The sequence below is a fragment of the Herpetosiphon llansteffanensis genome, from assembly GCF_003205875.1.
Classification (GTDB): domain Bacteria; phylum Chloroflexota; class Chloroflexia; order Chloroflexales; family Herpetosiphonaceae; genus Herpetosiphon; species Herpetosiphon llansteffanensis.
In genome coordinates this window covers 13,708-39,463 of record NZ_PUBZ01000054.1, presented here as the reverse complement: position 1 = coordinate 39,463, position 25,756 = coordinate 13,708, and the positions used below count along the sequence as shown (strand labels likewise).

The window sequence follows — 25,756 nt, the reverse complement described above, 5'->3', positions numbered from 1 at the left end:
CCAATAGCCATAATTTGAATTGAGTTTCGCACCATGCAACAATTAACCTTAAAACCAGAAGAAGTGCCCGCCAATTTAGCCGAATGGCTGCAAGCTAGCCAACAAACCACGATTTTATTGGCCGTCGAGCTTGATGCTGAAGGCTACCTTTCGCTGCAAGCACTGCCCGAGGTCGATCCACAGCTTGTGCCACGGGTGCGCAAAGCCATGGCCCAATATGCCGAAACCTTGCGGAGGCTGCTGTGACCCAATATCTTGGCCTGACTGATGCTTTTATGCTGCAAGCCATGGTTATTCAGCATATTGGCGGCATTCATGGCATTACCGAGCAAGGCTTCGAGAAGCTAGCAACGGCTTTGGCTGTGCCGCAACAAACCATGTTTGGCGAAGATCTGTATCCTGATACATTTAGCAAAGCCGCTGCGCTGTTTGATGCGCTGGCACATGGCCACTGTTTTAGCGATGGCAACAAACGTACAGCCTTGCTGGCGATGATTGAATTTTTGGCTCGCAACGGTTATGCCTTCAACACCCCAGACGACGATAGCCTGTACGATTGGATTTTATTGGTGGCGGCAGAACGCGGCATGGATCGCGAACAGCAGGCCGTGTGGATTGAGCAACGTTGTGAGCAGTTATGAGCGAAGAAGTCAATGTTCAATATATTAGTTTAGAAGAGGCCTTGCGCATTCGCGATGCGATTGCTGAAGAACACGGCGAGAGTTTCGACGTTTTGCGCTTTCAACAATTGCTTTCGGCCTTGGCCACGCCGTTTCAATCGATGTTTGGCGAGGAGCTTTTTCCAAGTTTGTGCGCTAAAGCTGGCATGTTGTTGGCTGGCTTGGTGCGCAACCACCCATTTTGGGATGGCAATAAACGCATCGCTCTGGCGATAACCGCGCGATTTTTGGCCTTGAATGGCTATGAATTGCAGGTCGATGCCGCCGAAGCCGATAAATTTACTACAGCTTTGGCGATGCACCGCCAAGATTATGAGACCGCAAGTAGTTGGTTGGCCCAACATTCGCGCCCAATTGGCCAAAATCAAGGCTAGAAAGCCAAAATGGCTGTGGTATAATGGGCCACAAGCGCCCACATTTACCCACACAACCATTTAGAAAGAATACCCAAATGGCAATCGCTGACGATCAACCACAATCAGAGCGAAGTGATGCTGTTTTGTTGGAGGCAATTACCGCCAACAACGATATGCTTGCGCTGCAACAATTGTTTGATCGCTATCGCCAACAATTGTTCCAGACAGCCTTGGGCATTACCCGCGATCAGCAACTCGCCGAAGAAGTGTTGCAAGATTGTTTCTATCGGTTGTATCGCCATGCCAAAAAGCTTGATGGCAGCATGCCACTTGCGCCCTGGCTCTATCGGGTGACGGTTAACTTATGCTATAGCCGCATCAAGCGTCAACGCCCGTGGTACGAGCCATTTCATCAATTGGCCGAGCGTTTGAAGGCCAGTTCGCGTTCTGCGCCCGATGTGGTAGCTGAGCGCCGCGAGATGCAAGATGTCGTGCGCCAAACCTTAGAGCGCCTTTCGCCACAGCATCGCGCAGTTTTAGTTTTACACTATTTCCATGATTATTCACTGACGGAGATTGCCGAAATTCTCGAATGCCCCGAGGGAACAATTAAATCGCGGCTATTTTACGCCCGTAAAATTCTCAAAGAGCAGCTGCATCAGGCTGTAATCGAGGGCGAACCACTGATTGACGGAATTTCCTTCTAGATAGTAGTTAGTGCCGAGGAAGATTCAACGATGTCTATCTCCGTCCCACGCATTACACCACGACTATTAATGTCCGGTGATCCACTTTTTAGCTTGGTGCGGTTGATTAGCCTTGGCTTGATTTTGGTCGTTGGCGCACGCATCGACCAACATACGGTTGTGCCACCAACCACCACTTTTGCCCTCACTTGGTGGGTCTATGCGCTCTATGGCTTGGCGATGGCTGGCTTGGCCTTTGTGCCGCGCTTTCGCAACCTGCCCTCGTGGCTCTTCATTATCGATTTTGGCTTTATTGGGCTTTTTGCCTTATTTAGCGGCCTGCCATTAACCTTGATCGTGGCGCTGATTATGTTGCCCACGGTTTGGGCTTCGACTAATCGCTCGCCAGCCCAAGCGGTTGGCACAGGCGTGATTGCCGCCGTTGTGTTTGCATCAATTACCTTGCGACGGCGCTTTGGCGATACCAGCAATGTTGGCAGCGAAGAAATGTTTGTCAGCATTGCGGTCAATTGTACGGCCTTGATTTTGGTATCGTGGTTGGTCAGCACGCTTTCTGGCCAATCCAGCGAAATCAATCGCGAACATGTGATTGCTGCCCGCCGCGATGTTGATACTGCGCAACGTGACGCAGAATCGTATCGCGACCGCATGCGCTCGTTGTACGAAGTGGCCTACAAACTCAGCACGACCATGAATTTTCAAACCGTGCTCGATGCCACCGTCACCGAATCGATTCGCCTAATCAATGGTCGTAGCAGCGTGGTGCTCTTGCCCACTGGCGAGCCTGATGAGTTGTATGTGGCAGCTGGGGTTGGCGTTGGTTCTGGCGATCTCAATTTGCGGATTGGGATTGAGCCAACTGGCATTATGGCTTCGATTTTGGCCTCTGGCACGCCGCGCATTTTGACCGATCTGAGTCAATCGCATGCGCTCAGCAGCGTGCCTTCGATGCAACATTGTGCTTGTGTGTGCTGTGTGCCGTTGAGCGCTGGCCGCCGCAATTATGGCATTGTCGTGGTTGGGGTTGATCGCACCGAAATTAACGAAGATGAACTTGGCATGGTTTCGGCCTTGGCCAATTATGCAATTATTGCCATGCTCAACGCCCAGTTGGTTGGCGAGTTGCGCGATGAACGCACCAAGCTGATTAGCAAAGAAGAAGAAGTGCGCCAGCAATTGGCTCGCGATTTGCACGATGGCCCGGCCCAATCGGTCGCCGCAATCACCATGAACATCGAGTTTGTAAAGCGTTTGTTGGAGCGCGAACCAAGCCGCGTGATGCAAGAGTTGACCAAAATGGGCGAATTGGCGCGGCGTACCACCTACGATATTCGGACGCTGTTGTTTGAGTTGCGCCCATTGACGCTCGATAGCCAAGGGCTGGTTGCAACCTTGCGCGAGTATGTTACCCGCTTCAAAGATGGCCCAACCCAAGTTTTGCTCGAAGAAACCGTTGGCGATTTGCGGCTTGATGCCAAACGCGAAGGCACCTTGTTTAATATCATTCAAGAGGCCAGCAATAATGCCATGAAGCACGCCGAAGCCAAGCATATTTGGATTCGCTTGACTCGCCAAGGTGATGAGTTGATGGCGACGGTTCAGGATGATGGCAAAGGCTTCGATTTGCAAGCGGTGCGCGCCAACTATAGCAAACGTGGCTCGTTTGGCTTGCTCAATATCGATGAACGAGCGCGCATGGTTGGTGGTAGCGCCGAAATGACCTCTGCCGTTGGCGCAGGCACGACCGTCCGCGTCATCGTGCCGCTCGATGCGAGCAGTATCTAGGATTGTTGTTCTGACCCCTCGACTTAGGTTGGTTGAGGGGTTTTGTATTTTAAAGTGTGGGGATCGGTTGTTGGGGTTCGGGGATTGGAACCGCGCAGAACGTTTTAGCCACGAATTGCACGAATTCCACGAAGCATGTATTTTTGTGCCACAGATTGGCACAGATTATTGGGATTGTATTCCTCTAGCCCATAACCTAATCCCCAGCCCCTGACCCCTCGTTTGACTTCATCCTTCATCCCTCATCCTTCATCCTTTCCGTTGGCCACAGATTGGCACAGATTGTTGTGATTATTCTGAAATGCCGATAGCCTGATCCCCAGCCCTCGACCTCTGATTTCCTAATGCTATGTTCTATGTTCTATGCTCTTTGTTCTTTGTTTGACTTCTGATTTTTGACTTTCGGCATTCATCCCTCATCCTTCATCCCTTTTTTGACTTTCGGCATTCATCCCTCATCCCTCATCCTTATTCTATGCTATTGGTTGTACACTAAGCATCATTTGGTTTAGACGGAGCGCACCTCAATGCTGCAAACCTATCAAGATGCTTTAGATTGGATTTATAGTTTCCTCGATAGTGAGAAGAAATTACCCAAAAACCCAACCGAGTTTAATTTGCCACGAGTCAAGGCGATGCTGGCACTTTTAGACAATCCACAGTTGCGCTATCCTGCCGTAATTGTGGCTGGAACCAAGGGCAAAGGCTCGACTTGCGCTTTCTTAGAGTCGATTGCGCGTCACAGCGGCCTCAAGGTTGGCTTTTTTAGCTCGCCGCACTTGCACTCGTATCGCGAACGCATCCAAATCAATCGCGAGCCAATTAGCCAAACCCAGTTGGTCGAGCTAATTAACCAAGTGCAACCGCTCCTTGAGCAGCTTGACCCTGAGCTTGGTGCACCTACTACCTATGAGATTGGCGTGGTGCTCGGCTTGTACTACTTTGCTGCACAGGCAATTGAATTAGCGGTACTTGAAATTGGCTTGGGTGGGCGCTATGATGCGATCAACAGCGTTGATCCGGTGTTGAGTGCGATTGCCTCGATTAGTTATGATCACACGGCGATTCTCGGCGATACGCTGGCCAAAATTGCCTATGAAAAGGCTGGTATTATTAAGCAGCATGTGCCAGTGATTAGCACCGTGCAACAGGCCGAAGCGGCTGAGGTGATTGGCCAAATTGCTGCTGAGCAAGCGGCTCCGTTGTTTATCGCTGGAATGGCGGGCTTGCAGGAACAAGCATCAGGCGTGATTGCCGAATATCCTTTGGTTATCGTGCCCGATCAGCTTGGCTTGAAGGGTGATTTTCAGATGCAAAATGCCCAACTTGCTGCCAGCGCCGCGATGCTCTTGCGCGAACTTGGTTTCCCCATCAGCGACGATGCGATTCGCCAGGGCTTGGCTACAACCCAATGGCCCGCCCGCTTTGAGCAAATTGCCAACAATCCCGTGACGATTGTCGATGGCGCACATAACGGCGATTCGGCCCGCGTCTTGTTGCAAGCGCTCAAGCAACACTACCCAAAACGCCAACTCACCTTAGTCTTAGGAACATCAAGCGACAAAGATATTCAGGCAATTATTCAGCAACTGAGCAATGCCGCAACCCAGATCATCACTACCTGTTCACGGCATCCACGGGCTTTAGCGCCCGAACGCTTGGCTGAGATGATTCAGCCAACAGCTGCTCGCCCTGTCCATCAGACCAACAGCGTTGCCGAGGCCTTAACGCTGGCTCAACAACTCACCACCGTCGATGGCCTTATTTGTGTAACCGGATCGCTCTTTGTAGCTGCCGAAGCCCGCGAAGTCTATGGCCTAGCCCAGCCCGATTAGCCGATCGTAAACTGACTCGTAATGCCCAATCGCGACACTAGCAACAGCAGAGAAGCCTCGCGATTCGGCATGGAGCAACGAGCATTGGAGTGTTTGTATGCATATTCTACTTGTCGAAGACCATGAAATGAATCGCGATATGCTGAAGCGCCGGCTTGAACGCCGCGATTTTACGGTTTCAATCGCTGTCGATGGTCAAGAGGCGATCGATATGGTTGAAAGCTTAATGCCCGATATTATTCTGATGGACATGAGCTTGCCGAATGTTGATGGTTGGACAGCGACCCGCACGATTAAGGCCAATCCTGTGGTCAGCCAGATTCCAATTATTGGCTTGACGGCCCATGCCATGGCCGGCGATCGCGAGCGTTGTTTGGAAGCAGGTTGCAACGAATATGAGATTAAGCCAGTTGACTTTACTAGCCTGGTTAGTAAAATTCAAGCCTTAGTCAAGGATACGCCACTATGACCGCAATCCAACCCCGTATTCTGGTTGTTGATGATAGCGAAGATAACCGCTTTCTTTTACAACGCCAATTAGTGCGTCGCAATTATGGAGTAGTGCTTGCTGAGAACGGTCAGCAAGCACTTGATTATGTTCAAAGCCATGTGATTGATCTGATGTTACTTGATATTATGATGCCTGTAATGAATGGTTTTGAGGTCTTACAAACCTTAAAAAAGAATGATCAGCTACGCCATATTCCAGTTATTATTGTTTCAGCCGCCGATGATATGGAAAATGTCGTCAAAGGAATTCAGCTAGGAGCAGAAGATTATTTGGCCAAACCATTTAATACAACCTTGCTGCGCGCACGGATTGAAGCCTCGTTGGAGAAAAAGCGCCTGCACGACCAAGAACATGCCTATCTGCAAGCGATTGCTTTAGAACAAGCTCAATCGACCCGCCTCTTGCGTAATATTCTGCCGCAAACTATCGCCGACCAGCTTAAAGATCAACAAGCGAATATCGCCGAATATTTTAGCAGTGTTAGCGTGCTCTTTGCTGATATTGTGGGTTTTACTCAACTCTCAGGCCATACCAACGCCAAAGAACTCGTTGCTTGGCTCAATAGTTTGTTTTCGCTGTTTGATCAGATGACGCTTGATGCTGGCTTGGAGAAAATCAAAACCATCGGCGATGCCTATATGGTTGCGGCGGGCTTGCCAATTGCCCAACCAGACCATGCAGAACGCTTGGCCTTGTTTGCTACGGCGATGCTGGCGGCGATTGAGCAAATTCGCATGCCCAACGGCGAGCCATTGCAAATGCGCATCGGCATTCATAGCGGGCCAGTGGTTGCTGGGGTGATTGGCACGATCAAATTTAGCTACGATTTGTGGGGCGATACAGTCAATATTGCCAGCCGCATGGAAAGTAGCGCCCAACCCAATACGATTCAAGTGAGCGCCGAAACCTATGCGCTGTTACACGATCATGAACACTTGAGTTTGCAGCCGCGCCATGGGGTTGAAATGAAGCATCTTGGCACGCGCACTACCTATATCCTGAATCGCCACCGTCATCACTAGGCTAGGTACTGTTATGCATTGGCAAATTCCATCGTATACATTTCCTACATTAATTGCAAGCAGCGTTTCGTTTGCAATTGCTATTATTGTCTCACGTCGCCGCTTTGTTGCACAAATGTGGCCGTTTGCTCTTTTAGCGTTTACTGTTGCTTTTTGGACATTGGGTTATGGATGGGAATTGGTCAGTGTTGATTTAGCTACCAAAGTTATTTTTGCGAAAACTCAATATTTAGGTATTACTACGCCACCTGTGGCTTGGGTGGCGTATGCGTTGTATTATACCGGCCAAGAACGTTTTGTTACCAAGCGTAGCTTTTTATATGCGCTGATTATTCCAGTTATTACGATTATTTTGGTCTGGACGAATGAATGGCATCATTTGATTTGGACAAATACTGAAATTGCCATGTATCACAACTATACCATGCTCCAAACCTATTATGGGCCATGGTTTTGGGTGCATACCGCCTATTCGTATGTGTTTATGGCAGCAGGAACATTGATTTTGCTGCAAGCTTTAGTTCTTTCTTCTTCCTTATATCAAAATCAAATTATTGCTTTGATTTTAAGCGCAGTTGCGCCTTGGGTAACCAATGCTTTTCATATTTTGGGCTATCGGCCTTTTCCGTATCTCGATTTAACTCCGTTTGGCTTTGTGATTAGCACTGTTGCCCTTGCTTGGGGCGCGTTGCGCTATCGTTTGTTCGATACAATTCCGATTGCGCGGCATATTTTGATGGAAAATCTCAGCGAGGGGGTAATTTTTCTTGATGCTAAGCGCCGCGTGATGGATATGAACGCCACCGCTGGCCACTTACTGGATCTGCGGCCAGCAGATCAGATTGGCCAATCGGCAGAAATTGCTATTTTAGGCTTGCTTGCTGCGCCAACTGCTGACGACCCTGATCAGCATTTGCGCTGGGAACAGTCATTAATGCACGCCGACAAGAAGCTGATTCTCGATGTGCAGCTCTCACCGTTGAGCGACCGCAATCGCTATCTTGGCCATTTATTGTTGCTGCGCGATATTACCGAGCGCCACCAATATGAAGATTTGCTGCGCTCGCAACGCAATTTGTTTGCTGGCTTGGTCGAGGTTGCGCGCGCCACCAGCGCCCAAATTGACCTTGACCAGACCTTGCAAAGCACGCTGGATGTGGCTTTGCACCTAACGACGGCTGAGCAGGGCAGCATCTTTTTGCTCGACCAATATCAAATGGTGACGCATAGCATTTTGGCGCGCGAAAAAGCTACCTTGATTGAGCAGCAAAATTTGGTTGGCCGCGTGATGCGCCAAGGCTTAGCGGGCTGGATTGTAGCTCACAACCAACTGGCCTTGATCAAAGATACCCACACTGATGAGCGCTGGCTGCATTTACCAAACGCGCCCTACGATGCCCGTTCGGTCTTGGCCTTACCAATTTTTGGCACAAGCGGAATTCTGGGCATCTTGATGCTCTTGCACTCGCAGGTTGATCATTTTGGCCAAGAACACGCCGAATTAATGGAAGCTGCGACAGCCCAAATTTCGTATGCGATTGGCAATGCCCATGTCTACCAAACCCAGCAACAGCTGAACCACGAATTGAGCCGCGCCAAAGATGCAGCCGAAGCCGCCAGCCAAACCAAGAGCCAGTTTTTGGCCAATATGAGCCACGAGTTGCGCACGCCGCTGACCGCGATTATTGGCTACGCCGATGTAATGCGCGAAGATTTGATCGATTCCAACCATCAGGTGTATCTCGAAGATTTGGATCGGATTCGTTCTGCTGGCTCGCATTTGTTGGGCTTGATCAACGATGTGCTTGATCTCTCGAAAATTGAGGCTGGCAAAATGCCAGTTTATTGGGAGCAAACGCGGGTCAGCATTTTGTTGAATGATGTGGTAACCACCATCCGCCCCTTGATTGATCGCAACAAAAATAGCCTGCTGATCGACCAAACCTACCATAATTTGATGTTTTGGACTGATCTTTCGAAGCTGCGGCGGGTGTTGATTAATTTGCTGGGTAATGCAGCGAAGTTCACCGAGCATGGCACAATTTCGCTCTCGCTGTTTTTGGATGAGACCGATGACCCAGCTTGTTTGCAAATTCGGGTTTGCGATACCGGCATTGGCATGACCCATGATCAAGTGGCCAATCTTTTTCAAAATTTTAGCCAAGCCGATGCCTCAACAACGCGCAAATATGGCGGTACTGGGCTGGGCTTGGCCATTAGTCGCAATCTGTGCAAATTAATGGGCGGCGATATTGAGGTGAGTAGCGAGTGGGGCCATGGCTCGACCTTTACCGTCAAATTGCCTTGGATCGAGCAGCCGCTTAGCGATCAGCGTGAAGTTGGTTTTGATGCACCACCGTACCTGCTTTAATCACCATTACAACCGGATTGGTGCCGAATTTATAGCCAATATGGCGCTCGTCGGGCAGATTGAGCAAGGCAATATCGGCCTGCATACCTACCGCTAAGCTGCCAACTCGCTTGTGTTGGCGAATCGCAAAGGCTGAGTTGACGGTTGCTGCATTCAAGGCTTCTGCTGGCGTGAGCCGCAAGTAGCGGCAGCCAATTGCAATTGCCATCGGCATCGATTCGCAGGGGCTAGTGCCTGGATTGCAATCGGTGGCCAAGGCCAAAATGCCGTTGGCTTCGATCAGGCTGCGGGCGGGGCTGAATTGGCTTTTGCCTAAGCCAAACGGCGTGCCAGGCAACGAAACACCAACAGTCTCCGAGTTGGCGAGAATCGCGATATGTTCTGGCGGCGTAGCAACCAAGTGATCAACCGAGAGTGCGCCAAGTTCGACGGCCAGCGGCGTACCACCCAATGGCTCAAACTCATCGACGTGCAGCTTCAAGCGAAAGCCTAATTCTTTGGCCTTGAGCAAAATGCGTTGGCTTTGGGCCACCGAAAACGCGCCGTTTTCGCAGAAAATATCGCAGGCCAACGGCTCGTGCCAGATGGTTTGCTGCTGCCACCACGCCGCTACTGCAGGCAACATCTCCTCAACAACCAAGCTTACAAAGCCGTCAGGATTATCGCGGTATTCGGCGGGAATCGCGTGTGCGCCCATAAAAGTAGGCACGATGCCAATCGGGTGGGTTTGGGCCAGTTCAGCGATGGCTTCGAGCATGGTTAATTCAGTGGCGGTATCAAGGCCGTAGCCAGTTTTGATTTCGACCGTGGTTGTGCCATGGGCCAATAATTGATCGAGCCGTGGCCGAGTTTGGGCGACTAATTCGGCTTTGCTGGCTGCCCGCGTTGCGCGAACTGTTGACATAATGCCGCCGCCTGCTGCCATCAACTCGCTATAGCTTGCGCCTTTGATGCGCAGTTCGAACTCATGAGCGCGATCTCCAGCATAGCAGGCGTGCGTGTGCGGGTCGACAAAGCCAGGAATTGCCAAATAGCCCTGAGCATCGATTACCTGATCGGCGGTCCAAGCACTGAGTTCTGCTTGGCGGCCAATGGCGACGATTGTGCCAGCTTGCACAGCGATGGCCGCCTGATCGATACAGGTTAGTTGGGCCAAGTTGGGGCCGCGCAACGGTGCTTGCTGGCCAGTTGCCAAGCGGCCTATATTAATAATTAATTGATCAGCGTGGGGCATAACTCCTCCTTGAGTTAAAGCAATCATAACTGCTGTATTCTACTATAGCGCTTGGCCTGCTGAGTTTTTGATTACATTCTGTGATGTTTTATCGAGCGCTACCATTCCGTATCCTGTGAATTCGGATCAATTCAAGGTCGTTGTAGGCAGCTGAAAGCAGCGGCTTATCTGCTATAATAGTTTGACAAACAAGGAGGATACACGCTCATGACAATCCAACGCCGTTCGACGCGGGCGCGCCGACGATCACCAATTCGCAACATCAAACAATCAACCTCAACTGGCATCAACCCTGATTTGGAATACATCTTCATCCGCCACGATCTTGTACGGATCATTTTGATGGGCGGTGGGTTGTTGGCAATTATGGTCGTGCTAGCTGTATTAAATGTGTTCTAGCCGACACATTCGAAGCTTGCTGCTGGCACGGCCTTTGCCGTGCTTCTTTTTTGAGCAGCGCTTATGCTTGAGGGTGCTATGAGCGATGAACGTTTAGCCAGTAAAGCAGCACGTTTACGCTGGATCGAACGCAAACTCTATAATAATCCCCAAGGCTTGCGCGTGATGGATTTGGCCGAGGCCACGGGCATGGATCGGCGCACCATCTACCGCGATTTGGGGGCGCTTGAAGACATGGGTGTGCCCATGTGGCAATTCGAGGGCAAGTTTGGAATTAATCGCGAAGATTATCTTTCGACTGTGCGCTTGAATTTAAATCAAACGATTTCGTTATTTTTTGCGGCGCGTTTGCTGGCCCACCATAGCGATGAGCAAAACCCGCACGTGGTTGCAGCGCTTGAGAAAATTGCCGCCTCACTGCCCGACGAAACAATTGCCAAACATCTGAGCAATGTTGCGGCCCAAATTCAGCTGCGACCAACGCGGCGCGAATATATTTTGGTGCTTGAAACCTTTACCAGAGCTTGGGCTGATCGGCGCATGGTTAAATTTTCGTATTGGGCCTCGAACCGCGATGAGCCAGAGGAGCGTACTGTTGCGCCGTATGTGCTCGAAGTATCGCGCTTTGAGCCAGCCTCATATGTGATTGGCCATGATCCGTTGCGTAACGCGTTACGCACCTTTAAGCTCGAACGGGTGCAACGCGCCGAAATTCTCGATACTGAATATGTGATTCCAACCGATTTTGACCCTTATTCGATGCTCGCCGATAGCTGGGGCATTATGGATGAGGGCAATACGGTTACGGTGCGCTTACGCTTCAGTGCGGTTGTGGCACGGCGGGTCAAAGAAAGTACGTGGCATCGTTCGCAAGCTGTCATCGACCTGCCCGACGGTGGTTGTGAGCTTTCGATGAAGCTTGCTGGCACGCGCGAAATGCGTTCGTGGGTGCTTGGTTGGGGCGCTGATGTTGAAGTGCTTGCGCCAGCCGACCTACGCGCCGAAGTTGCCGAGCATGCCCAACGTATGGTCCAGCAATATCAATAACTACCGTAGTGCCTGATGTTGGCCCCTCTTCCGTACGCGGCGAGGGGTTTTTGGTTTTATTGATGATTTTCATTGATCCTGCCATTGGTCAAAAAATCCTAACCATCGGTTAAGCGATCTGTTGGCACACGCTCAGCAACACGCGGTACAATAGCATACGATTGCACGGTATCAGGCGTTAATTCAAGGATGATTGCATGCAGCATGTGGTAATTGTTGGCGGTGGTTTGGGTGGTTTGGCAGCAGCGTTACGCCTGCGAGCGGCTGGTGTTGCGGTGACGCTCTGCGAAAAAAACAACGCCCTTGGCGGCAAAATGGCCCAAGTTGTGCACAATGGCTTTCGCTTCGATACAGGGCCATCGCTGTTTACCATGCCCTGGGTGGTCGAAGAATTGCTCGCCAGCGTTGGGCGCGAGCTTGCCAACGAATTAACCATCAAGCCTGTCGATCCAACCTGTCGCTATCAATGGCCCGATGGCACGCGCCTCGATGCCTGGAGCGATTTGCCCAAATTGTTGAGCGAGATTGAACGCTTGGAGCCAAGCGATGTGGCGGGATTTTTGGGCTTTATGGCATTTAGCGCCCAAATTTATCAGGCAGCAGCTGAGCCATTTTTGCTTGAGCCATTTAAGGGCTTACGCACAATGCTGCAACCACGTTTGCTGCGCGATGTTTGGAAAATTGCCCCATTAAAAACTGTTGATCAAGCAGTGCGCAAGTATTTCAAACACCCCTATCTGCGCCAATTGTTCAATCGCTATGCAACCTATAATGGCTCGTCGCCCTATCGTTCGCCAGCAACCTTTTGCATTATTCCCTATGTTGAAATTGCGCAAGGCGGCTGGTATATCGATGGTGGCATGTATCAACTAGCGGCCACGCTCGGCAGAATTGCTGGCGAGATCGGGGTTGATATTCAGTTGAATAGCACCGTCACTGAGGTCTTGCTGACAGGCAAAACTGCGACTGGTGTGCGCTTGGCTGATGGCCGCACAATCAACGCCGATTATGTGATTGTGAATGCAGATGCCCTGTATGCGCTCGATCAGCTGATTCCAACCACCAAAGCGCCCGACCATGAATTAGCGTGTTCGGGCTTTGTGTTGATGTTGGGAGTTGAGCGCGATTATGCCCAATTGCAGCACCATAATATTTTCTTCAGCAACGATTACGCAGCCGAATTTCGGGCAATTTTTGAGCATGGCGTGCCAGCAGTCGATCCAACCATCTATATTGCCGCAACTTGTCGTGCCAACCCTGAGCATGCACCTGCTGGCATGATGAATTTATTTGTCTTGGTCAATGCGCCAGTTACGGGGCGGGTCAATTGGCCACGTGAGGCAATGGCCTATCGCGATTTAGTCGTGCGGCGTTTGGAACAGCATGGCTTGGTTGGGCTGAATCAGGCAATTATTAGTGAAACCATGCTCACGCCCGCCGATTTAGCCAGCATGACCAATGCGCGACGTGGCTCGTTGTATGGGCCAGCTTCGCATGGCTTGCAAGCAGCCTTTTTGCGTCCAGCCAACCAACCAGCAGGGTTCGATAACGTGGCCTTAGTTGGTGGTGCGACCCATCCTGGCGGTGGGATTCCGCTGGTGTTGCTTTCGGGCAAGGCTGGGGCGCGTTGGGCAATGCAAAGATTAGGGCTTGCTGAGAAGGCCAAACATGGGACTATTTTCTGATAGGCAGCGTGACCAAAGCTCGCTACGATGCAAAGTGGCACAGCTTGGTTGCCAGAAGTTCGCTGTTTGTATGAAAGGATCGATTGCATGAGCAATACACCCAAATCTCGCCAAGGCCGCCAGCGCGTGCAAGAGAAACGCTCGCTGTTGCCATTTTATTTGCTGCTTGGCTTGACTGGCATTGTTGGCCTAACCTTTGTGTTTATTCAAGCGCTGCAAACACCAGTTGCGCCGCCAAGTGCCAGCATTCCAGTTCGGCCCAACATCAAGGCTGCGGTAGGCCAAACCTCAGAAGGCTACTGGTATAAAGGCGATCCAAAAGCGCCAGTAAAAATTATTGAATTTGCTGATTTTGAATGCCCTGGCTGTCGCCAGCTTGAGGTTGACTTGGCCAATGCCAATTTTGATGCTGAATATATTGAAACTGGCAAAGTGCAATGGATTTATCGCGAATTTCCATTGCGCAGTATTCATAAATCGGCCCAATATACTGCTGAAGTAAGCCGCTGTGCTGGCGACCAAAATGTCTATTGGCCAGTGCATATGGCGCTTTACGATAGCCAAATCCAGTGGACAAACCTTGATAACCCAAATCCACTGATTCTTGATGCGGCGGTTCAGGCTGGAGCCGACCTTGATACCTTGGAAGATTGTATGGATGCTGAAACCCACAAGGCAACGATCGATGCCTCGTACGATTCAGCCAAAAGCCTTGGCCTCGATCAGACCCCAACTGTCTTTATCAATGATGATCGGATTACGTTCGTCGGTAATTATTACACTGACATCAAAACTGCAATTGATGCGAAATTAGGGGTTACACCCTAAACCTTGGAGGCTTAAGATGGACGAGCGTCCATATTGGCCGCGCATGGCCATGGCTTTTTTGGCGCTTGGCGGCTTGATTAATGCGAGCTACTTATCGATTCACCGTTTGCGCCCGACCCAAAGTGCGCCATTGGTTTGTGGTGTGGTTGGCAATTGCGAAGCCGTGCAAGCAAGCAAATATAGCGTTTTTCCGCCAAGCAATGGCATTCCCGTGGCCTACATTGGCTTTGTTGGCTTTTTAATTTTGGTTGTGCTCAGCGTGCTGAGCCTGCAACGCAACCAACTTGGGCGCTTTAGCCTGCCAACGATCAATTTAGGTTTAGCTAGTGTGGCTTTGGCTTTTTCAGCCTATTTTACGGCGATTGAGGCTTGGGTACTGTACGAATGGTGTCAATGGTGCATTATCTCGGCAGTGGTTTCGCTGCTCTTTTGGGCTTTAGCTAGCTTTGATTGGTGGCAAGCTCGGCGTGCAACCAATGCGGAGCCACTCGAAACGGCCAACGCGACTGCGGTATAATACAGATTATTCTTAAAGTAAGGACCAGCGTTTATGGCGCATTTTGAATCGATCTTTAGCGTGCGTTTGTGTCACCCTGAAGATGCTGCTTTGCTCGCTCCCCTCGTTTCGGCTTTGGCTACTGAAGAAGGCGCAACTCCGCCCGATTTGGCAGCGATCGAAGACGTGATTCGGGCGATGCTGACCACTGGATTTAGCGATTTTGTGATTGCTGAACGTGGCCCCAACGAGGATGAAGTTGTGGGTTGTATTCAGATTAATTATCGGCTTTCGACGTGGGCTGCGGCCCCATATGCCTATTTAGAAGATTTCTACCTTGTGCCAGAGGCCCGCGCCCAAGGCATTGGCACTAAATTGCTCGATTATGCTTGCCAACGAGCAGAGGGCAAAGGCTGCCAAACCGTGCAGCTTGATGTGCGCCAAGCCAATAAAGGCGCAATGCGTTTGTATGGCCGTTATGGCTTCAAAGTGACCAATAGTGTCATTTGGAAGCGCGATCGGCCAGAGTGCGAACAAGATTATAGCGCCGAAATCAACGAATTGGTCGATCAATTGCGTGGCAACGAGGAAACGGAGGCAGCCTAGTGTGGAGCATGCGCATCGGTAATGTAAGCGGTATCCCGATTAAACTGCATCTGAGCTGGCTGGTTTTAGCAGGCCTGAGCATCTATAGCTTCCAGCAAATGTTTGCGCTTAATGGGCAATCGGGCTTACCGCTGGCCTTGTTTGGCACATTACTGTTGTTGTGCTCGATTGTGCTGCACGAAGTTGGCCATGCGCTGATGGCGCGGCGGTTAGGCTTGCGAGTTACCGCAATTACTTTGTTTTTAACTGGCGGCCTAACCGAGTTGGCCGATGATGTTGATTTGCCGCAAAGCGAATTTAAGATTGCCTTGATTGGCCCGTTGGTCAACGTGGCGTTGGCTGTGCTGGCATTTCTTGGCTCATGGTTTTCGCACGGGGTTTGGGCCAATTTTTGGGCAACAATCGCCATTATTAACGGCTTGCTGGCAGTGTTTAATTTGCTGCCCTGTCACCCGCTCGATGGCGGGCGCGTGTTGCGCTCGATCTTTTGGTTTTTGAATGATGATTTGCTGCGTGGTACGCTGCTGGCCAGCACGATTGGCCGCTACCTTGGCAATGGTTTGATGGTGGTTGGGGTTGTAACCCTTTTGAGCAATGCCCTGACCGGCAGCTTGCTCTTGCTGATGGGCTGGATGACCAATCGAGCTGCGGTGAGCAATTTTGTGCAAACAACCCTCAACTATACGCTGAGCCGCGCCCTAGTTGGCGAAGTTATGAGTCGTAGTTTTCGCACAGTTTCGCCGCATCTGACCCTCGATTTGTTTGCTGGCCAATATTTGTTGGGCCAAGCAGAGCCTGCTTTTCCGGTCGTTCACTCCGAACGCCTGATTGGCATGATCAGCGTCCAACATTTGTACCGCTATGCCATGGGCGAGTGGCGCAGTGTCTCGGTGGGCGATGCCATGACTCCCAAGGCCGATTTGCCGCGGCTTAACGTGGGCGATAGTATGCAAACTGCCTACTACACGATGCTTGGCCAACGCTACGATAGCCTGCCTGTGACCGATGGCGATGCGGTGGTGGGGATTGTGCGCCATCGTGATGTTGTGGCCTTCGTGCAGAGTGCGCTCAAAATCAAGAACTAATGCTATGGGAAATCAAATGAGTGATTTTGAATGGCCACGGGAGCTGGCAACCACAATAGATGGCTTGGCTCAAGGTGGCGACGGGGTTGGCCGTTATGAAGGCCGACCAGTCTTTGTGGCGGCGGCCTTGCCCGGTGAACAGGTGCGGGTGCGGCTAACCGAGCGGCGTAATGGCTGGGCCCGCGGCGTGTTGCTCGATGCACCAAGCAATCCTGCTGCCGAACGGGTTACTCCGCCATGTCCAGTTTATCAGCGCTGCGGCGGCTGCGATTGGCAACATCAAACAATTGAAAGCCAGCGCCAAGCCAAACAAATAATTTTGGCCGAGCAATTGCGCTTTGTGGCCCAAACCGATCAGGCCGAAGTTGCTCCGACTGCTGCTGCTGAGCCATGGCACTATCGCTCGGTGGCACGGGTGCATATCGATGGGCGACAGGTTGGCTTTTATGCTGCTGGCGGTCGCCAAATCGTCGAATTTGAGCAATGTTTGATTATTGATCCGCGTTTAAATGCGGCGATTGAGCGCTTGAAACCGCTGTTGCCCTTGGTTGGCTTGCGCGAAATTAGCCTGCGTTTGAGCACCACCGATGGCACGATTCATGGCCATTTGCTGGGCCAAGGCCAGAGCGCTTGGCGCAGTTGGGCACGGCGTTGGCTAGCCGCCGACAAAACCATTGCTGGCGTTTCTGCTGCTACGCGCGAGGGTTGGATGGCCTTGGCAGGCGCTGAATATTTGTATGAACAATTAGGCAATGTGCGCTTACGGATTACGCCGACCAGCTTTTTTCAAGCCAATGTTGAGCGGGCGCGAGCAGTTTTGCAGCAGATCGAGCAATTTTTGCCCTTGAATAATACAACGCGCTTGCTTGATGGTTTTTGTGGAGTTGGCACCTTTTTGTTGCCCTTGGCGCATAAAATTGGCCATGGCTGGGGCATCGAAGAACATCCGGCGGCGATTCGCGATGCTCAGGCCAGCGCCAAAGCCAATCAACTTAACAATGTGACTTTGAAAACTGGCAAGGTTGAGGCAATTTTGCCGCAACTCAAGCAACAATTTGATTTGGCAATTGTTGACCCGCCGCGCCGTGGAGTTGAACCAGTAGCATTAAATGCATTAATTGCTGCCGAACCAACTATGATCGCCTATGTTTCGTGTCATCCTGGTACGTTGGCGAGGGATATTAAAATTTTGCAGGCTGGTGGCTATAGCATTCAACATGCGCAGCCCTACGATTTCTTTCCGCAAACCAGCCATGTTGAGAGTTTGGTGTTGCTAAGTAAAGCTTGATTTCCTCACCCCAACCCTTCTCCCGCGGCGCGGGGCTTTCATTCCGTGGTTTTGCTGCAATGTGTCGTGAAAAACGGTCGGCTCCCCCTCGCCCGCGTTCAGTGGGAGAGGGGGCTGGGGGGTGAGGGAACGCGCCACACCACCACCAATTCTTAAAAACCTACCCTTGGAGGGGGCTGGAGGTGAGGGAGTCAACCTGGGCTTTTTATTTTGCTACCAGCCGAATGTTGGTAATTTCAGAGATATAATCGTGGCCATTGGCGTAGATTTCTAGGTGCGAGATACGACGCATATTGCTTAAATCGCCCTTGAGATCGATGGTTTGATCGGTCCATTGGCGAAACGGCAGCTTAATTGAGCGAATATATTCTTTGTTGGAAATGCTGCCTGGGCCTTGATCGTCGCGAGCATAGAAACAATAGGTTGTTGAACCAAGCTGATCGACGGGATTATAGTAGAAGATGGCGATTGCCAAGGCACATTCTTCGCCAATATCGCCAGCCCGATTGAGCGATTGCTCATAAATTCGCCCAGTAAAGCTCAATTCAAGGTCGCTGTAGGCCGTCGTATCAAGGTCAATCGTTTGGGTAATGCCAGTACGAAAGCTCTTGGTATGGTCGATGCCTTCGGTAATATCGCGATGGAATTGAGCCACATTGATCAACGGGCGCAAGCAGTTGTTTGGTTGCTCGGTGCTGCGTTGGGCACAACCGCCAACAATATAGAAATAGCCATCTTCCTCGGCCTCTGGCGAATACAACGAGCCAAACACTCGCCAAGTATCGGCGCGCACAATATCGGTGACCGAAACTGGCACGGTAGCATTATTGTTATATTCTTGGGCGGTGAAGTCGGTAAAATTGCTATCGCGGGCCAATTGCCATTCTGCTGGTTTTGGTTGCGATAAGCTGCCTTGGGCAATTTCGAGCTTTTGTTGGTTGCTGATAGTGCGGTTTTGGCTGTTATAGGCCAACGTGATGCCGCCTTGTTCAACCACATATTCGCTCATTGTGGTTTGTTTAAGCCGTTCTTGTTCGCTGGCGCTGGTCGTTGGTGCGTTGGCATCCAACAAGCGCACTCGATAGCTGCCGCCTGGTTTGAGCAATGCTTGCTCAACGCTATAGCCAGCTTGTTGCACAAACACACTGTAATGCACATCTTGATATTGCTGCGAGGCTTCGGACGCTAAACGCAAGCGCACCAAGCCCGATTCAAGCCGCAACGCCACTTCTTGGTTGCGCGAGCTAAATCTGGTGGTTTGCACTTTTTCAAAGATCAGGCTCGTGCCAGGCCAAATATCTAATTTGCTACCATCAAACAAGGTAACGGTGGCGGCGATGCCAGCGGGCGCTGTGCTGCTGACATTAATCCGATCGCCTTCGTAAATGACGGTTTTAGGCGGCGTGGGTAACTCAGGCTGGACTAAGCCAGCCCGAATAATTTCGATGCCACTGATATAGGTATCGAGCGTGCCTGGCTCTGCTGGCTGGGTGCGGGCAAAGGCTTTGACCCGCCACGCCAAATAGCAACTGCCAGCAATCACAAGGCAAAACGCCAGAAAGCCCAGAATAATCAAACGCCAAGCGATGCGGGTATATTCTTCGGTTGACCGCACGGTCACTCCGCTCATGCCTTTTCCCCTTGGGTGCGTAATGAGTTTAAGCGTGCTGCACGGCTGGCTTCACGCACTGCATGCGGAATCGTTTGGAAGCGACTGAGCCAATCGTCCATAAAGCTTTGATAGCGATCTTGCAGAATTGCCTCGCGAGCTTGCTCCATCAAGCGAATTAAGAAGCGCAAATTGTGCAGCGTGGCCAAGCGTAGCCCAAGCACTTCCTCGGTGCGGAACAAGTGGCGCAAATAGGCGCGGCTAAAACGCTGGCAGGTCGAGCAATCGCAGGTTGCATCGATTGGCGCATCCTCGCGGGCATATTTGGCATTGCCAATATTCAAGCGACCTTCGGGAATAAACAAGGCTCCATTACGCCCCAAGCGGGTTGGCAGCACACAATCGAACATATCAACCCCACGCGCCACGCCTTCGAGCAAATCTTCTGGCGAGCCAACGCCCATCAGGTAGCGTGGTTTGTTGCGCGGCAGCAGTGGCGTGGTTTCTTCGAGCATGCCATACATCTGCTCTTTGGGTTCGCCAACACTCAGGCCGCCAATGCCAACCCCAGGAATATCTTGTTGGGCGATAAAGCGCGCGCTTTCCCGCCGCAGATCGGCCTCAACACCACCTTGCACAATCCCAAACAAGGCTTGGTCTTCGCGGGTTTTGGCGGCGATACAGCGCAGCAACCAGCGATGGGTGCGTTCCATGGCGGCTTTGGTATAGGCATGGGTGGTTGGCTGCGGCGCACATTCATCAAAGGCCATAATAATATCAGCGCCCAGTTTTTCTTGAATGCCAATAGCGCTTTCGGGCGTAAAGCGGTGTTTTGAGCCATCGATATGCGATTTGAAGGTTACGCCATCTTCGTCGATTTTGCTATGTGGCCCCAAGCTAAACACCTGAAATCCACCAGAATCAGTCAGAATTGGCTTAGACCATTGCATAAAACGATGTAAGCCGCCCATTTCAGCCACCAAATCGGCGCTGGGGCGCAAATAAAGATGATAGGTATTCGATAAGATAATTTGCGAGCCAATTGCTTCGACTTCCAACGGGTCGAGCGTTTTTACCGTGGCTTGCGTGCCAACCGGCATAAAGACAGGCGTTTGAATGGTGCCATGCGGTGTGCTCAATTGGCCAGCGCGTGCCTCACCATCGCTATGTTCAAGGGTGTAAGTAAAGTTATTCATAATGTGGCAATTATAGCGCTATTTTGGCTGGCTGAAAAAGCTACGCGGATAAGCATTCGGTAACAAAATCCAATCAGGCGTGAGCCTGATGTTAACTCCACTCACAACCCGATTGCCAGCCATGGCTTGCGATTGGTAGGCTAGGCCATGTCACTTGGAGTAGCACGATAGTTTGAAAGGATGGCCATGTCCACATTATCTCCGGCGGCGATTGAGCTTGTGCAACAAACCTTTGCCGAGGTTGGGCGCAATCCCCAACAATTGGTTGAAGCATTCTACGGGCGGTTGTTTAGCTTGGCTCCCGATTTTCGACCGTTGTTTCCTGAGGATATGCGCGAGCAACAAAAGAAATTATTGCAATCGTTGACCTTGGTGGTCAATAACCTCAAAAAGCCCGAAGCAGTTGTGCCTGCGGTGCAGGAGCTTGGTCATCGCCATATTGATTATGGGGTTAAGCCAGAACATTACGATACCGTTGGCGCAGCCTTGGTTTGGGCGCTTACGCAACAACTTGGCCCGCAATGGAATGCTGACGTGCAAGATGCATGGGTTGCCGCCTATAGCTTGGTCGCCAATGTAATGATCGAAGCTAGCCAAGCCTAATTCAGCGAAAGCGAAAAATCTGCCGCCTGTTCAAGCGGAACGGGCGGCGAGAAGAAATAGCCTTGGCCCGCTTGGCAGCCAAGTTCGCGCAAGACCTGAATATGTTCGGCGGTTTCGATGCCCTCAGCAATCGTCGCTAGCTGCATGGTTTGGGCCAAATTGATAATTGTACGCACAATCGCCAAGCTGCGTTGATCTTCGAGCGCTGCCTGAATAAACGAACGATCGATTTTGATTGTATTGAGTGGAAAGCGGTGCAAATAGGTCAACGATGAATAGCCAGTGCCAAAATCGTCAATGTGTAGCGGCAAGCCCAAATTGCGCAGCGCATTCAGAATTGGCTCAGCTCGCTCGGCATGCAATAACGCGCCTTCGGTAATTTCCAAATGCAGCAACTGGCGTGGAAATTGATAGCGTTCAACGAGTGCTTCAATTGTTGGTAGTAATTGGCTGTGCAATAATTGGCGTGGCGAAAGGTTGATTGCCAAGGTCATGTTTTGCATCAATGGGTCGGTTTGCCACTGGGCCAGTTGTTCGGCGGCAACTTCCAACATCCACCATCCCAGCGGAATAATCAGGCCGGTTTCTTCGGCAATATCCAAAAATTGGCCAGGCGAGCGCAATCGCCCATCGGGGTGCGCCCAGCGAATCAAAATTTCAAAGCCAGTACAATGCTGCTGCTCAAAATCGATAATTGGCTGGGCAAAGAGCCGAAATTCTTGGCGTTGCAAGGCCAAACGTAACGCGCTTTCGTTGTGCAGGCGCGTGCTAAAATTGGCGTATAAGGTTTGATCAAAAATTTCAATCCCGCCGCGCCCGGTATGTTTGGCGCGATAAAGTGCTAGATCGACGTTGCGCATCACGGTTTCGATTGGCATTTCGCTGGTAATTAATTCCAAGCCGATGCTCACATTGCAGAAAATTTCTTGACCATTTTCGACCACAAATGGCTCTTCGAATAATTGGCGAATGCGTTGGGCTGCATTGAAGGCGGCGGGCAAATCGGGCACACGATCAAAAAAGATTGCAAATTCATCGCCATCGAAGCGCGCCACCACATCGCTTGGCAGCGCTAAACCGCGGCGCAAGCGCTGGGCGATGTCAGTCAGCATCGTATCGCCAATGTGATAGCCCAAACCATCGTTGACCATTTTAAATTCATCAATATCAAGCAAAATAATTGCAAAGCTATAATCCTGGTGATGGCGCTGGTATTCTAGGGCGCGTGATAAATGCAATTGGAACGAACGCCGATTGGGCAGGCCCGTCAGCGAATCGTGCAGCGATTGATGATAGAGCGCTTCTTCCATTTGTAATTGGGCGGTGTGGTCGCGCAAAATCACGATTGCGCCGTTATTTTGGCCTTCGGCGTTGAGTAATGGCGTAACATGCTCGGTAATCGAGGTTGAATGCCCATCACGCGCGTGTAAATAGCGCTCGAATGGCAAGGCCAGCACTGGTTCGTTGCGCAAAGCAGCGTCAATGACATTAATCCGTTGATCGTTGAGGCTACTGCGAATCACCACCACCTGATTAAAATCTTGCTTGATTGCTGCCTGATAATCCCAGCCAGTCATACGCTCGGCGACTGGATTGATCCACTGAATGGTGCCAGCGCGATCAACCGCCACGACTCCATCGCTAACATTCGCCAACATGGTTTGCATCCAAACTTCAACGCGGCTGAGACGGCGGCTTAAGTTGCTGCGTTCGATGATGGTTTTGAGCGTTAGCACAAGGCTTTCGGTGCTAATTGGCAAGGTCAAAATATCAATTGAGGTTGGTTGATTGGATGGGTGTGTGCTTGGTTGCTCATTTGCTTGGCTCAAATACAACACCGGAACCGGACATTCTTGCTGATTGATTTGGGGCAGAAATGCCAGGTTGGCTAAGATTAAATCGATGCTGCTGCTACCGAGAATCTGATTTGCCGCTTGCCACGAGCTAGCTTGGGCCACGCTACAGCCAGCAGTGGTTAATTGCCCGCTCAGATCGTGCGTGCTTGTTGCTGAATGGTCAAGCATTAAGATTCGTGGATTGTTCATGGGCTGCACTCCAATAGAAATCACTACGCCAGTGGGTGCTCAGCCCAAGCAGCGTTCGGATCGAATCTGTCGCAATACCATGCCACCGCATCAACACCTATTCTCTAGAGGATTGAGCCAACATCCCGTGGGAATTTGGCGAGGAAATGAGCATTACTTGGGTATAGAGCCTCAACCATCGAGAAATTAGCGCCGATTCGGATCACAATTAATAGAGAACTCGCAGCCAAGCGTGGGCCTAAATGTGGATGCGTCAGCTTGGACGTGAACTGCGTGGTTCAGCCGCAAATCTAGGGTTTGATCATCTTAGCATAGGCTGTGCCAAAATTTGGGGGGATTTAAGTGGTAGTGTTGCTAGGACTACCACTTTTATAGCTTGCTTATTGCTTGAGCATTGGAACGTGCACATTGCGCTCTTGGGCAACGGCAATGGCTTCATCGTAACCAGCATCAACGTGGCGCACCACGCCCATGCCTGGGTCGCTGGTCAATACGCGTTCGAGGCGTTGATCGGCTTCGGCAGTGCCATCGGCCACAATCACCATGCCTGCGTGCAGCGAATAGCCAATGCCAACCCCGCCGCCATGATGCACGCTAACCCAAGTTGCGCCATTGACCGCGTTAATCATCGCATTCAGAATTGGCCAATCGCCAATTGCATCGGAGCCATCGCGCATGGCCTCGGTTTCGCGGTTGGGCGAAGCCACCGAGCCACAATCAAGGTGGTCGCGGCCAATTACAATCGGCGCACTAACTACCCCATCACGTACCATTTTGTTGAATAAGGTTCCAGCTTTGGCCCGCTCACCATAGCCCAACCAACAAATGCGGGCGGGCAAGCCTTGGAATTGCACGCGCTCTTGAGCAGCGCGAATCCAGCGGTGCAATGCTTGATCCTCTGGGAATAGTTCGAGCAAGGCTTCGTCGGTTTTGGCAATATCGGCAGGATCGCCGGAGAGCGCCGCCCAGCGAAATGGCCCTTTGCCTTCGCAGAACAACGGGCGAATGTAGGCTGGCACAAAACCAGGGTAGGCAAAAGCCCGTTCATAGCCAGCAGCTTTGGCCACGCCGCGCAAATTATTGCCATAATCAAACACAATCGATCCAGCATCGGCAAAGGCAACCATGGCTTTAACGTGCTCAACCATCGAAGCCGTCGATAACTTGACATATTCTTGTGGATCGCGTTGGCGCAATTCGAGCGCTTGCTCAAGGCTCATGCCTGCTGGCACGTAGCCTTCCAGCGGATCGTGGGCACTGGTTTGGTCGGTCACAATATTGGGGCGGATTCCACGGGTATACAATTCGCCAAAGACTTCTGCTGCATTGCCCAACAAGCCAACCGACAGCGCTTTGCCATCGCGTACTGCTTCATCAACCAAGGTCATAGCTTCTTCGAGCGTATCAACCGCAACATCGAGATAGCGCGTATCCAAGCGGCGTTGCATGCGTTGGCGATCAACTTCAACGACCAAGGCCACGCCATCGTTCATGGTGACGGCAAGCGGTTGTGCGCCGCCCATACCACCAAGGCCAGCGGTCAGCGTCCAGCGCCCGCGCAACGAGCCACCGAAATGCTGGCGGGCAATCGCGGCCAAGGTTTCGTAGGTGCCTTGTAAAATTCCTTGTGTACCAATGTAAATCCACGAGCCAGCGGTCATTTGGCCATACATCGTCAGGCCAGCCTGCTCCAACTCGCGGAAATTCTCCCATGTTGCCCAATGTGGCACGAGCATCGAATTGGCGATCAGCACCCGTGGCGCGTCGCGATGGCTGCGAAATACCGCAACTGGTTTGCCCGATTGCACCAGCAAGGTTTCATCATCATTCAGCTCTTGCAACGAACGCACAATTGCATCATAGCATTGCCAATTGCGGGCCGCCTTGCCAGTGCCGCCATAAACAATTAAATTTGCTGGATCTTCGGCCACATCAGGATCAAGATTATTCATCAGCATTCGCAACGCTGCTTCTTGCGCCCACCCTTTGCACGATAATTCCGAGCCGCGTGGTGCACGCACAATGCGCGATGAAGTCATGAGATGGTACTCCTTGTACACAGGATGATCAGTTGCGCTCTATGATAGTTGATTTTGTTCAATTATGGGGATCGGGGATCGGTTATTGGGGGCTGGGGAATAAGGATGAAGGATGAATTATGAGGGATGAATTCCGAAAGGCAGAAATCAAGAGTCAATAGCCCAATCCCAAGAATCTGTGCAATCTGTGGCGAAAAAAATTAATCTTCGCGGCCTTCGCGTGCTTCGCGGTTGCCATCCTTCGTGTCCTTCGTGGATCAAAACTTCCTGACCCCTGACCCCCAACAACCGATCCCCATTAATATCAATCATTGACAGCGACAAATTGA

At 51.2% G+C, this 25,756-nt stretch carries 23 protein-coding genes; 18 read left to right on the top strand and 5 right to left on the bottom strand.

The genetic code is table 11. From position 1 onward, the window contains the following. Nucleotides 1–33: 33 nt before the first annotated feature. The 9 genes from C5S61_RS03360 (at nucleotide 34) to C5S61_RS03320 (ending at nucleotide 9,267) form a co-directional block, all read left to right on the top strand. A complete protein-coding gene (locus C5S61_RS03360; RefSeq protein ID WP_054535317.1) occupies nucleotides 34–246 on the top strand; it encodes a hypothetical protein in 213 nt (70 codons plus the stop codon). Beyond that, nucleotides 243–641 carry a type II toxin-antitoxin system death-on-curing family toxin gene (locus C5S61_RS03355; RefSeq protein ID WP_110513698.1) on the top strand — a complete coding sequence of 133 codons (399 nt, stop codon included), beginning with the start codon at nucleotides 243–245 and terminating at the stop codon, nucleotides 639–641. Before C5S61_RS03360 ends, C5S61_RS03355 begins: the two co-directional genes overlap by 4 nt. Continuing rightward, a complete protein-coding gene (locus C5S61_RS03350) occupies nucleotides 638–1,054 on the top strand; it encodes a type II toxin-antitoxin system death-on-curing family toxin (protein ID WP_110513697.1) in 417 nt (138 codons plus the stop codon). The genes C5S61_RS03355 and C5S61_RS03350 overlap by 4 nt, the downstream gene beginning before the upstream one ends. A 77-nt stretch (nucleotides 1,055–1,131) precedes the next feature. Then, nucleotides 1,132–1,743: an RNA polymerase sigma factor gene (locus C5S61_RS03345; RefSeq protein WP_164689203.1), complete on the top strand. Its 612-nt coding sequence runs from the start codon at nucleotides 1,132–1,134 to the stop codon at nucleotides 1,741–1,743. Between the two features lie 30 nt (nucleotides 1,744–1,773). Next, on the top strand, nucleotides 1,774–3,528 hold the full coding sequence (locus tag C5S61_RS03340) for a GAF domain-containing sensor histidine kinase (protein WP_110513695.1): 1,755 nt from the start codon (nucleotides 1,774–1,776) through the stop codon (nucleotides 3,526–3,528). A gap of 527 nt (nucleotides 3,529–4,055) precedes the next feature. Then, the gene (locus tag C5S61_RS03335; protein WP_110513694.1) at nucleotides 4,056–5,363 is read left to right on the top strand and encodes a bifunctional folylpolyglutamate synthase/dihydrofolate synthase; all 1,308 of its coding nucleotides are present in this window, start codon (nucleotides 4,056–4,058) and stop codon (nucleotides 5,361–5,363) included. 97 nt (nucleotides 5,364–5,460) lie between these two features. After that, the gene (locus C5S61_RS03330) at nucleotides 5,461–5,832 is read left to right on the top strand and encodes a response regulator (RefSeq protein ID WP_110513693.1); all 372 of its coding nucleotides are present in this window, start codon (nucleotides 5,461–5,463) and stop codon (nucleotides 5,830–5,832) included. After that, nucleotides 5,829–6,896 carry an adenylate/guanylate cyclase domain-containing protein gene (locus C5S61_RS03325; protein ID WP_110513692.1) on the top strand — a complete coding sequence of 356 codons (1,068 nt, stop codon included), beginning with the start codon at nucleotides 5,829–5,831 and terminating at the stop codon, nucleotides 6,894–6,896. Before C5S61_RS03330 ends, C5S61_RS03325 begins: the two co-directional genes overlap by 4 nt. Before the next feature lie 13 nt (nucleotides 6,897–6,909). Then, complete coding sequence (locus C5S61_RS03320) at nucleotides 6,910–9,267, top strand: histidine kinase N-terminal 7TM domain-containing protein (RefSeq protein WP_110513691.1); 2,358 nt, start codon at nucleotides 6,910–6,912, stop codon at nucleotides 9,265–9,267. Here C5S61_RS03320 and hutI read toward each other — a convergent pair. Continuing rightward, nucleotides 9,218–10,501 carry an imidazolonepropionase gene (gene hutI, locus C5S61_RS03315; protein WP_110513690.1) on the bottom strand — a complete coding sequence of 428 codons (1,284 nt, stop codon included), beginning with the start codon at nucleotides 10,499–10,501 and terminating at the stop codon, nucleotides 9,218–9,220. The two genes, C5S61_RS03320 and hutI, sit on opposite strands and share 50 nt — an antisense overlap. A 207-nt stretch (nucleotides 10,502–10,708) precedes the next feature. Between hutI and C5S61_RS03310 the strand changes: the two genes are divergently transcribed. The 8 genes from C5S61_RS03310 (at nucleotide 10,709) to rlmD (ending at nucleotide 17,935) form a co-directional block, all read left to right on the top strand. Continuing rightward, nucleotides 10,709–10,900 (top strand): hypothetical protein, encoded by a 192-nt coding sequence (locus tag C5S61_RS03310; protein ID WP_110513689.1) that lies wholly within the window; start codon nucleotides 10,709–10,711, stop codon nucleotides 10,898–10,900. Nucleotides 10,901–10,978: 78 nt separating this feature from the next. After that, nucleotides 10,979–11,947, top strand: coding sequence for a helix-turn-helix transcriptional regulator (locus C5S61_RS03305; protein ID WP_110513790.1), 969 nt, complete (start codon nucleotides 10,979–10,981; stop codon nucleotides 11,945–11,947). Nucleotides 11,948–12,144: 197 nt separating this feature from the next. Next, nucleotides 12,145–13,632 carry a phytoene desaturase family protein gene (locus C5S61_RS03300; RefSeq protein WP_110513688.1) on the top strand — a complete coding sequence of 496 codons (1,488 nt, stop codon included), beginning with the start codon at nucleotides 12,145–12,147 and terminating at the stop codon, nucleotides 13,630–13,632. A gap of 87 nt (nucleotides 13,633–13,719) precedes the next feature. Continuing rightward, the gene (locus C5S61_RS03295) at nucleotides 13,720–14,460 is read left to right on the top strand and encodes a DsbA family protein (protein WP_110513687.1); all 741 of its coding nucleotides are present in this window, start codon (nucleotides 13,720–13,722) and stop codon (nucleotides 14,458–14,460) included. A gap of 16 nt (nucleotides 14,461–14,476) precedes the next feature. After that, nucleotides 14,477–14,977, top strand: a complete 501-nt coding sequence (locus tag C5S61_RS03290; protein WP_110513686.1) for a vitamin K epoxide reductase family protein — start codon at nucleotides 14,477–14,479, stop codon at nucleotides 14,975–14,977. Nucleotides 14,978–15,010: 33 nt separating this feature from the next. After that, the gene (locus C5S61_RS03285; RefSeq protein WP_110513685.1) at nucleotides 15,011–15,562 is read left to right on the top strand and encodes a GNAT family N-acetyltransferase; all 552 of its coding nucleotides are present in this window, start codon (nucleotides 15,011–15,013) and stop codon (nucleotides 15,560–15,562) included. A gap of 8 nt (nucleotides 15,563–15,570) precedes the next feature. After that, on the top strand, nucleotides 15,571–16,647 hold the full coding sequence (locus C5S61_RS03280) for a site-2 protease family protein (protein ID WP_124033371.1): 1,077 nt from the start codon (nucleotides 15,571–15,573) through the stop codon (nucleotides 16,645–16,647). A gap of 16 nt (nucleotides 16,648–16,663) precedes the next feature. Continuing rightward, entirely contained in the window at nucleotides 16,664–17,935 is a 1,272-nt protein-coding gene (gene rlmD, locus C5S61_RS03275; protein ID WP_164689202.1) for a 23S rRNA (uracil(1939)-C(5))-methyltransferase RlmD, read from the top strand. A gap of 205 nt (nucleotides 17,936–18,140) precedes the next feature. Here the strand turns inward: rlmD and C5S61_RS03270 are convergent, their stop codons facing one another. After that, the gene (locus C5S61_RS03270; protein ID WP_110513682.1) at nucleotides 18,141–19,565 is read right to left on the bottom strand and encodes a hypothetical protein; all 1,425 of its coding nucleotides are present in this window, start codon (nucleotides 19,563–19,565) and stop codon (nucleotides 18,141–18,143) included. Further along, nucleotides 19,562–20,740 carry a tRNA guanosine(34) transglycosylase Tgt gene (gene tgt / locus C5S61_RS03265; RefSeq protein ID WP_110513681.1) on the bottom strand — a complete coding sequence of 393 codons (1,179 nt, stop codon included), beginning with the start codon at nucleotides 20,738–20,740 and terminating at the stop codon, nucleotides 19,562–19,564. Before tgt ends, C5S61_RS03270 begins: the two co-directional genes overlap by 4 nt. 186 nt (nucleotides 20,741–20,926) lie before the next feature. Between tgt and C5S61_RS03260 the strand changes: the two genes are divergently transcribed. Then, nucleotides 20,927–21,343, top strand: a complete 417-nt coding sequence (locus C5S61_RS03260) for a globin family protein (protein ID WP_240614413.1) — start codon at nucleotides 20,927–20,929, stop codon at nucleotides 21,341–21,343. Here C5S61_RS03260 and C5S61_RS03255 read toward each other — a convergent pair. Next, a complete protein-coding gene (locus tag C5S61_RS03255; protein WP_110513680.1) occupies nucleotides 21,340–23,388 on the bottom strand; it encodes a GGDEF domain-containing phosphodiesterase in 2,049 nt (682 codons plus the stop codon). The genes C5S61_RS03260 and C5S61_RS03255 overlap by 4 nt on opposite strands. 380 nt (nucleotides 23,389–23,768) lie before the next feature. Beyond that, a complete protein-coding gene (gene hutU / locus C5S61_RS03250) occupies nucleotides 23,769–25,427 on the bottom strand; it encodes a urocanate hydratase (protein WP_110513679.1) in 1,659 nt (552 codons plus the stop codon). Between the last annotated feature and the right edge of the window lie 329 nt (nucleotides 25,428–25,756).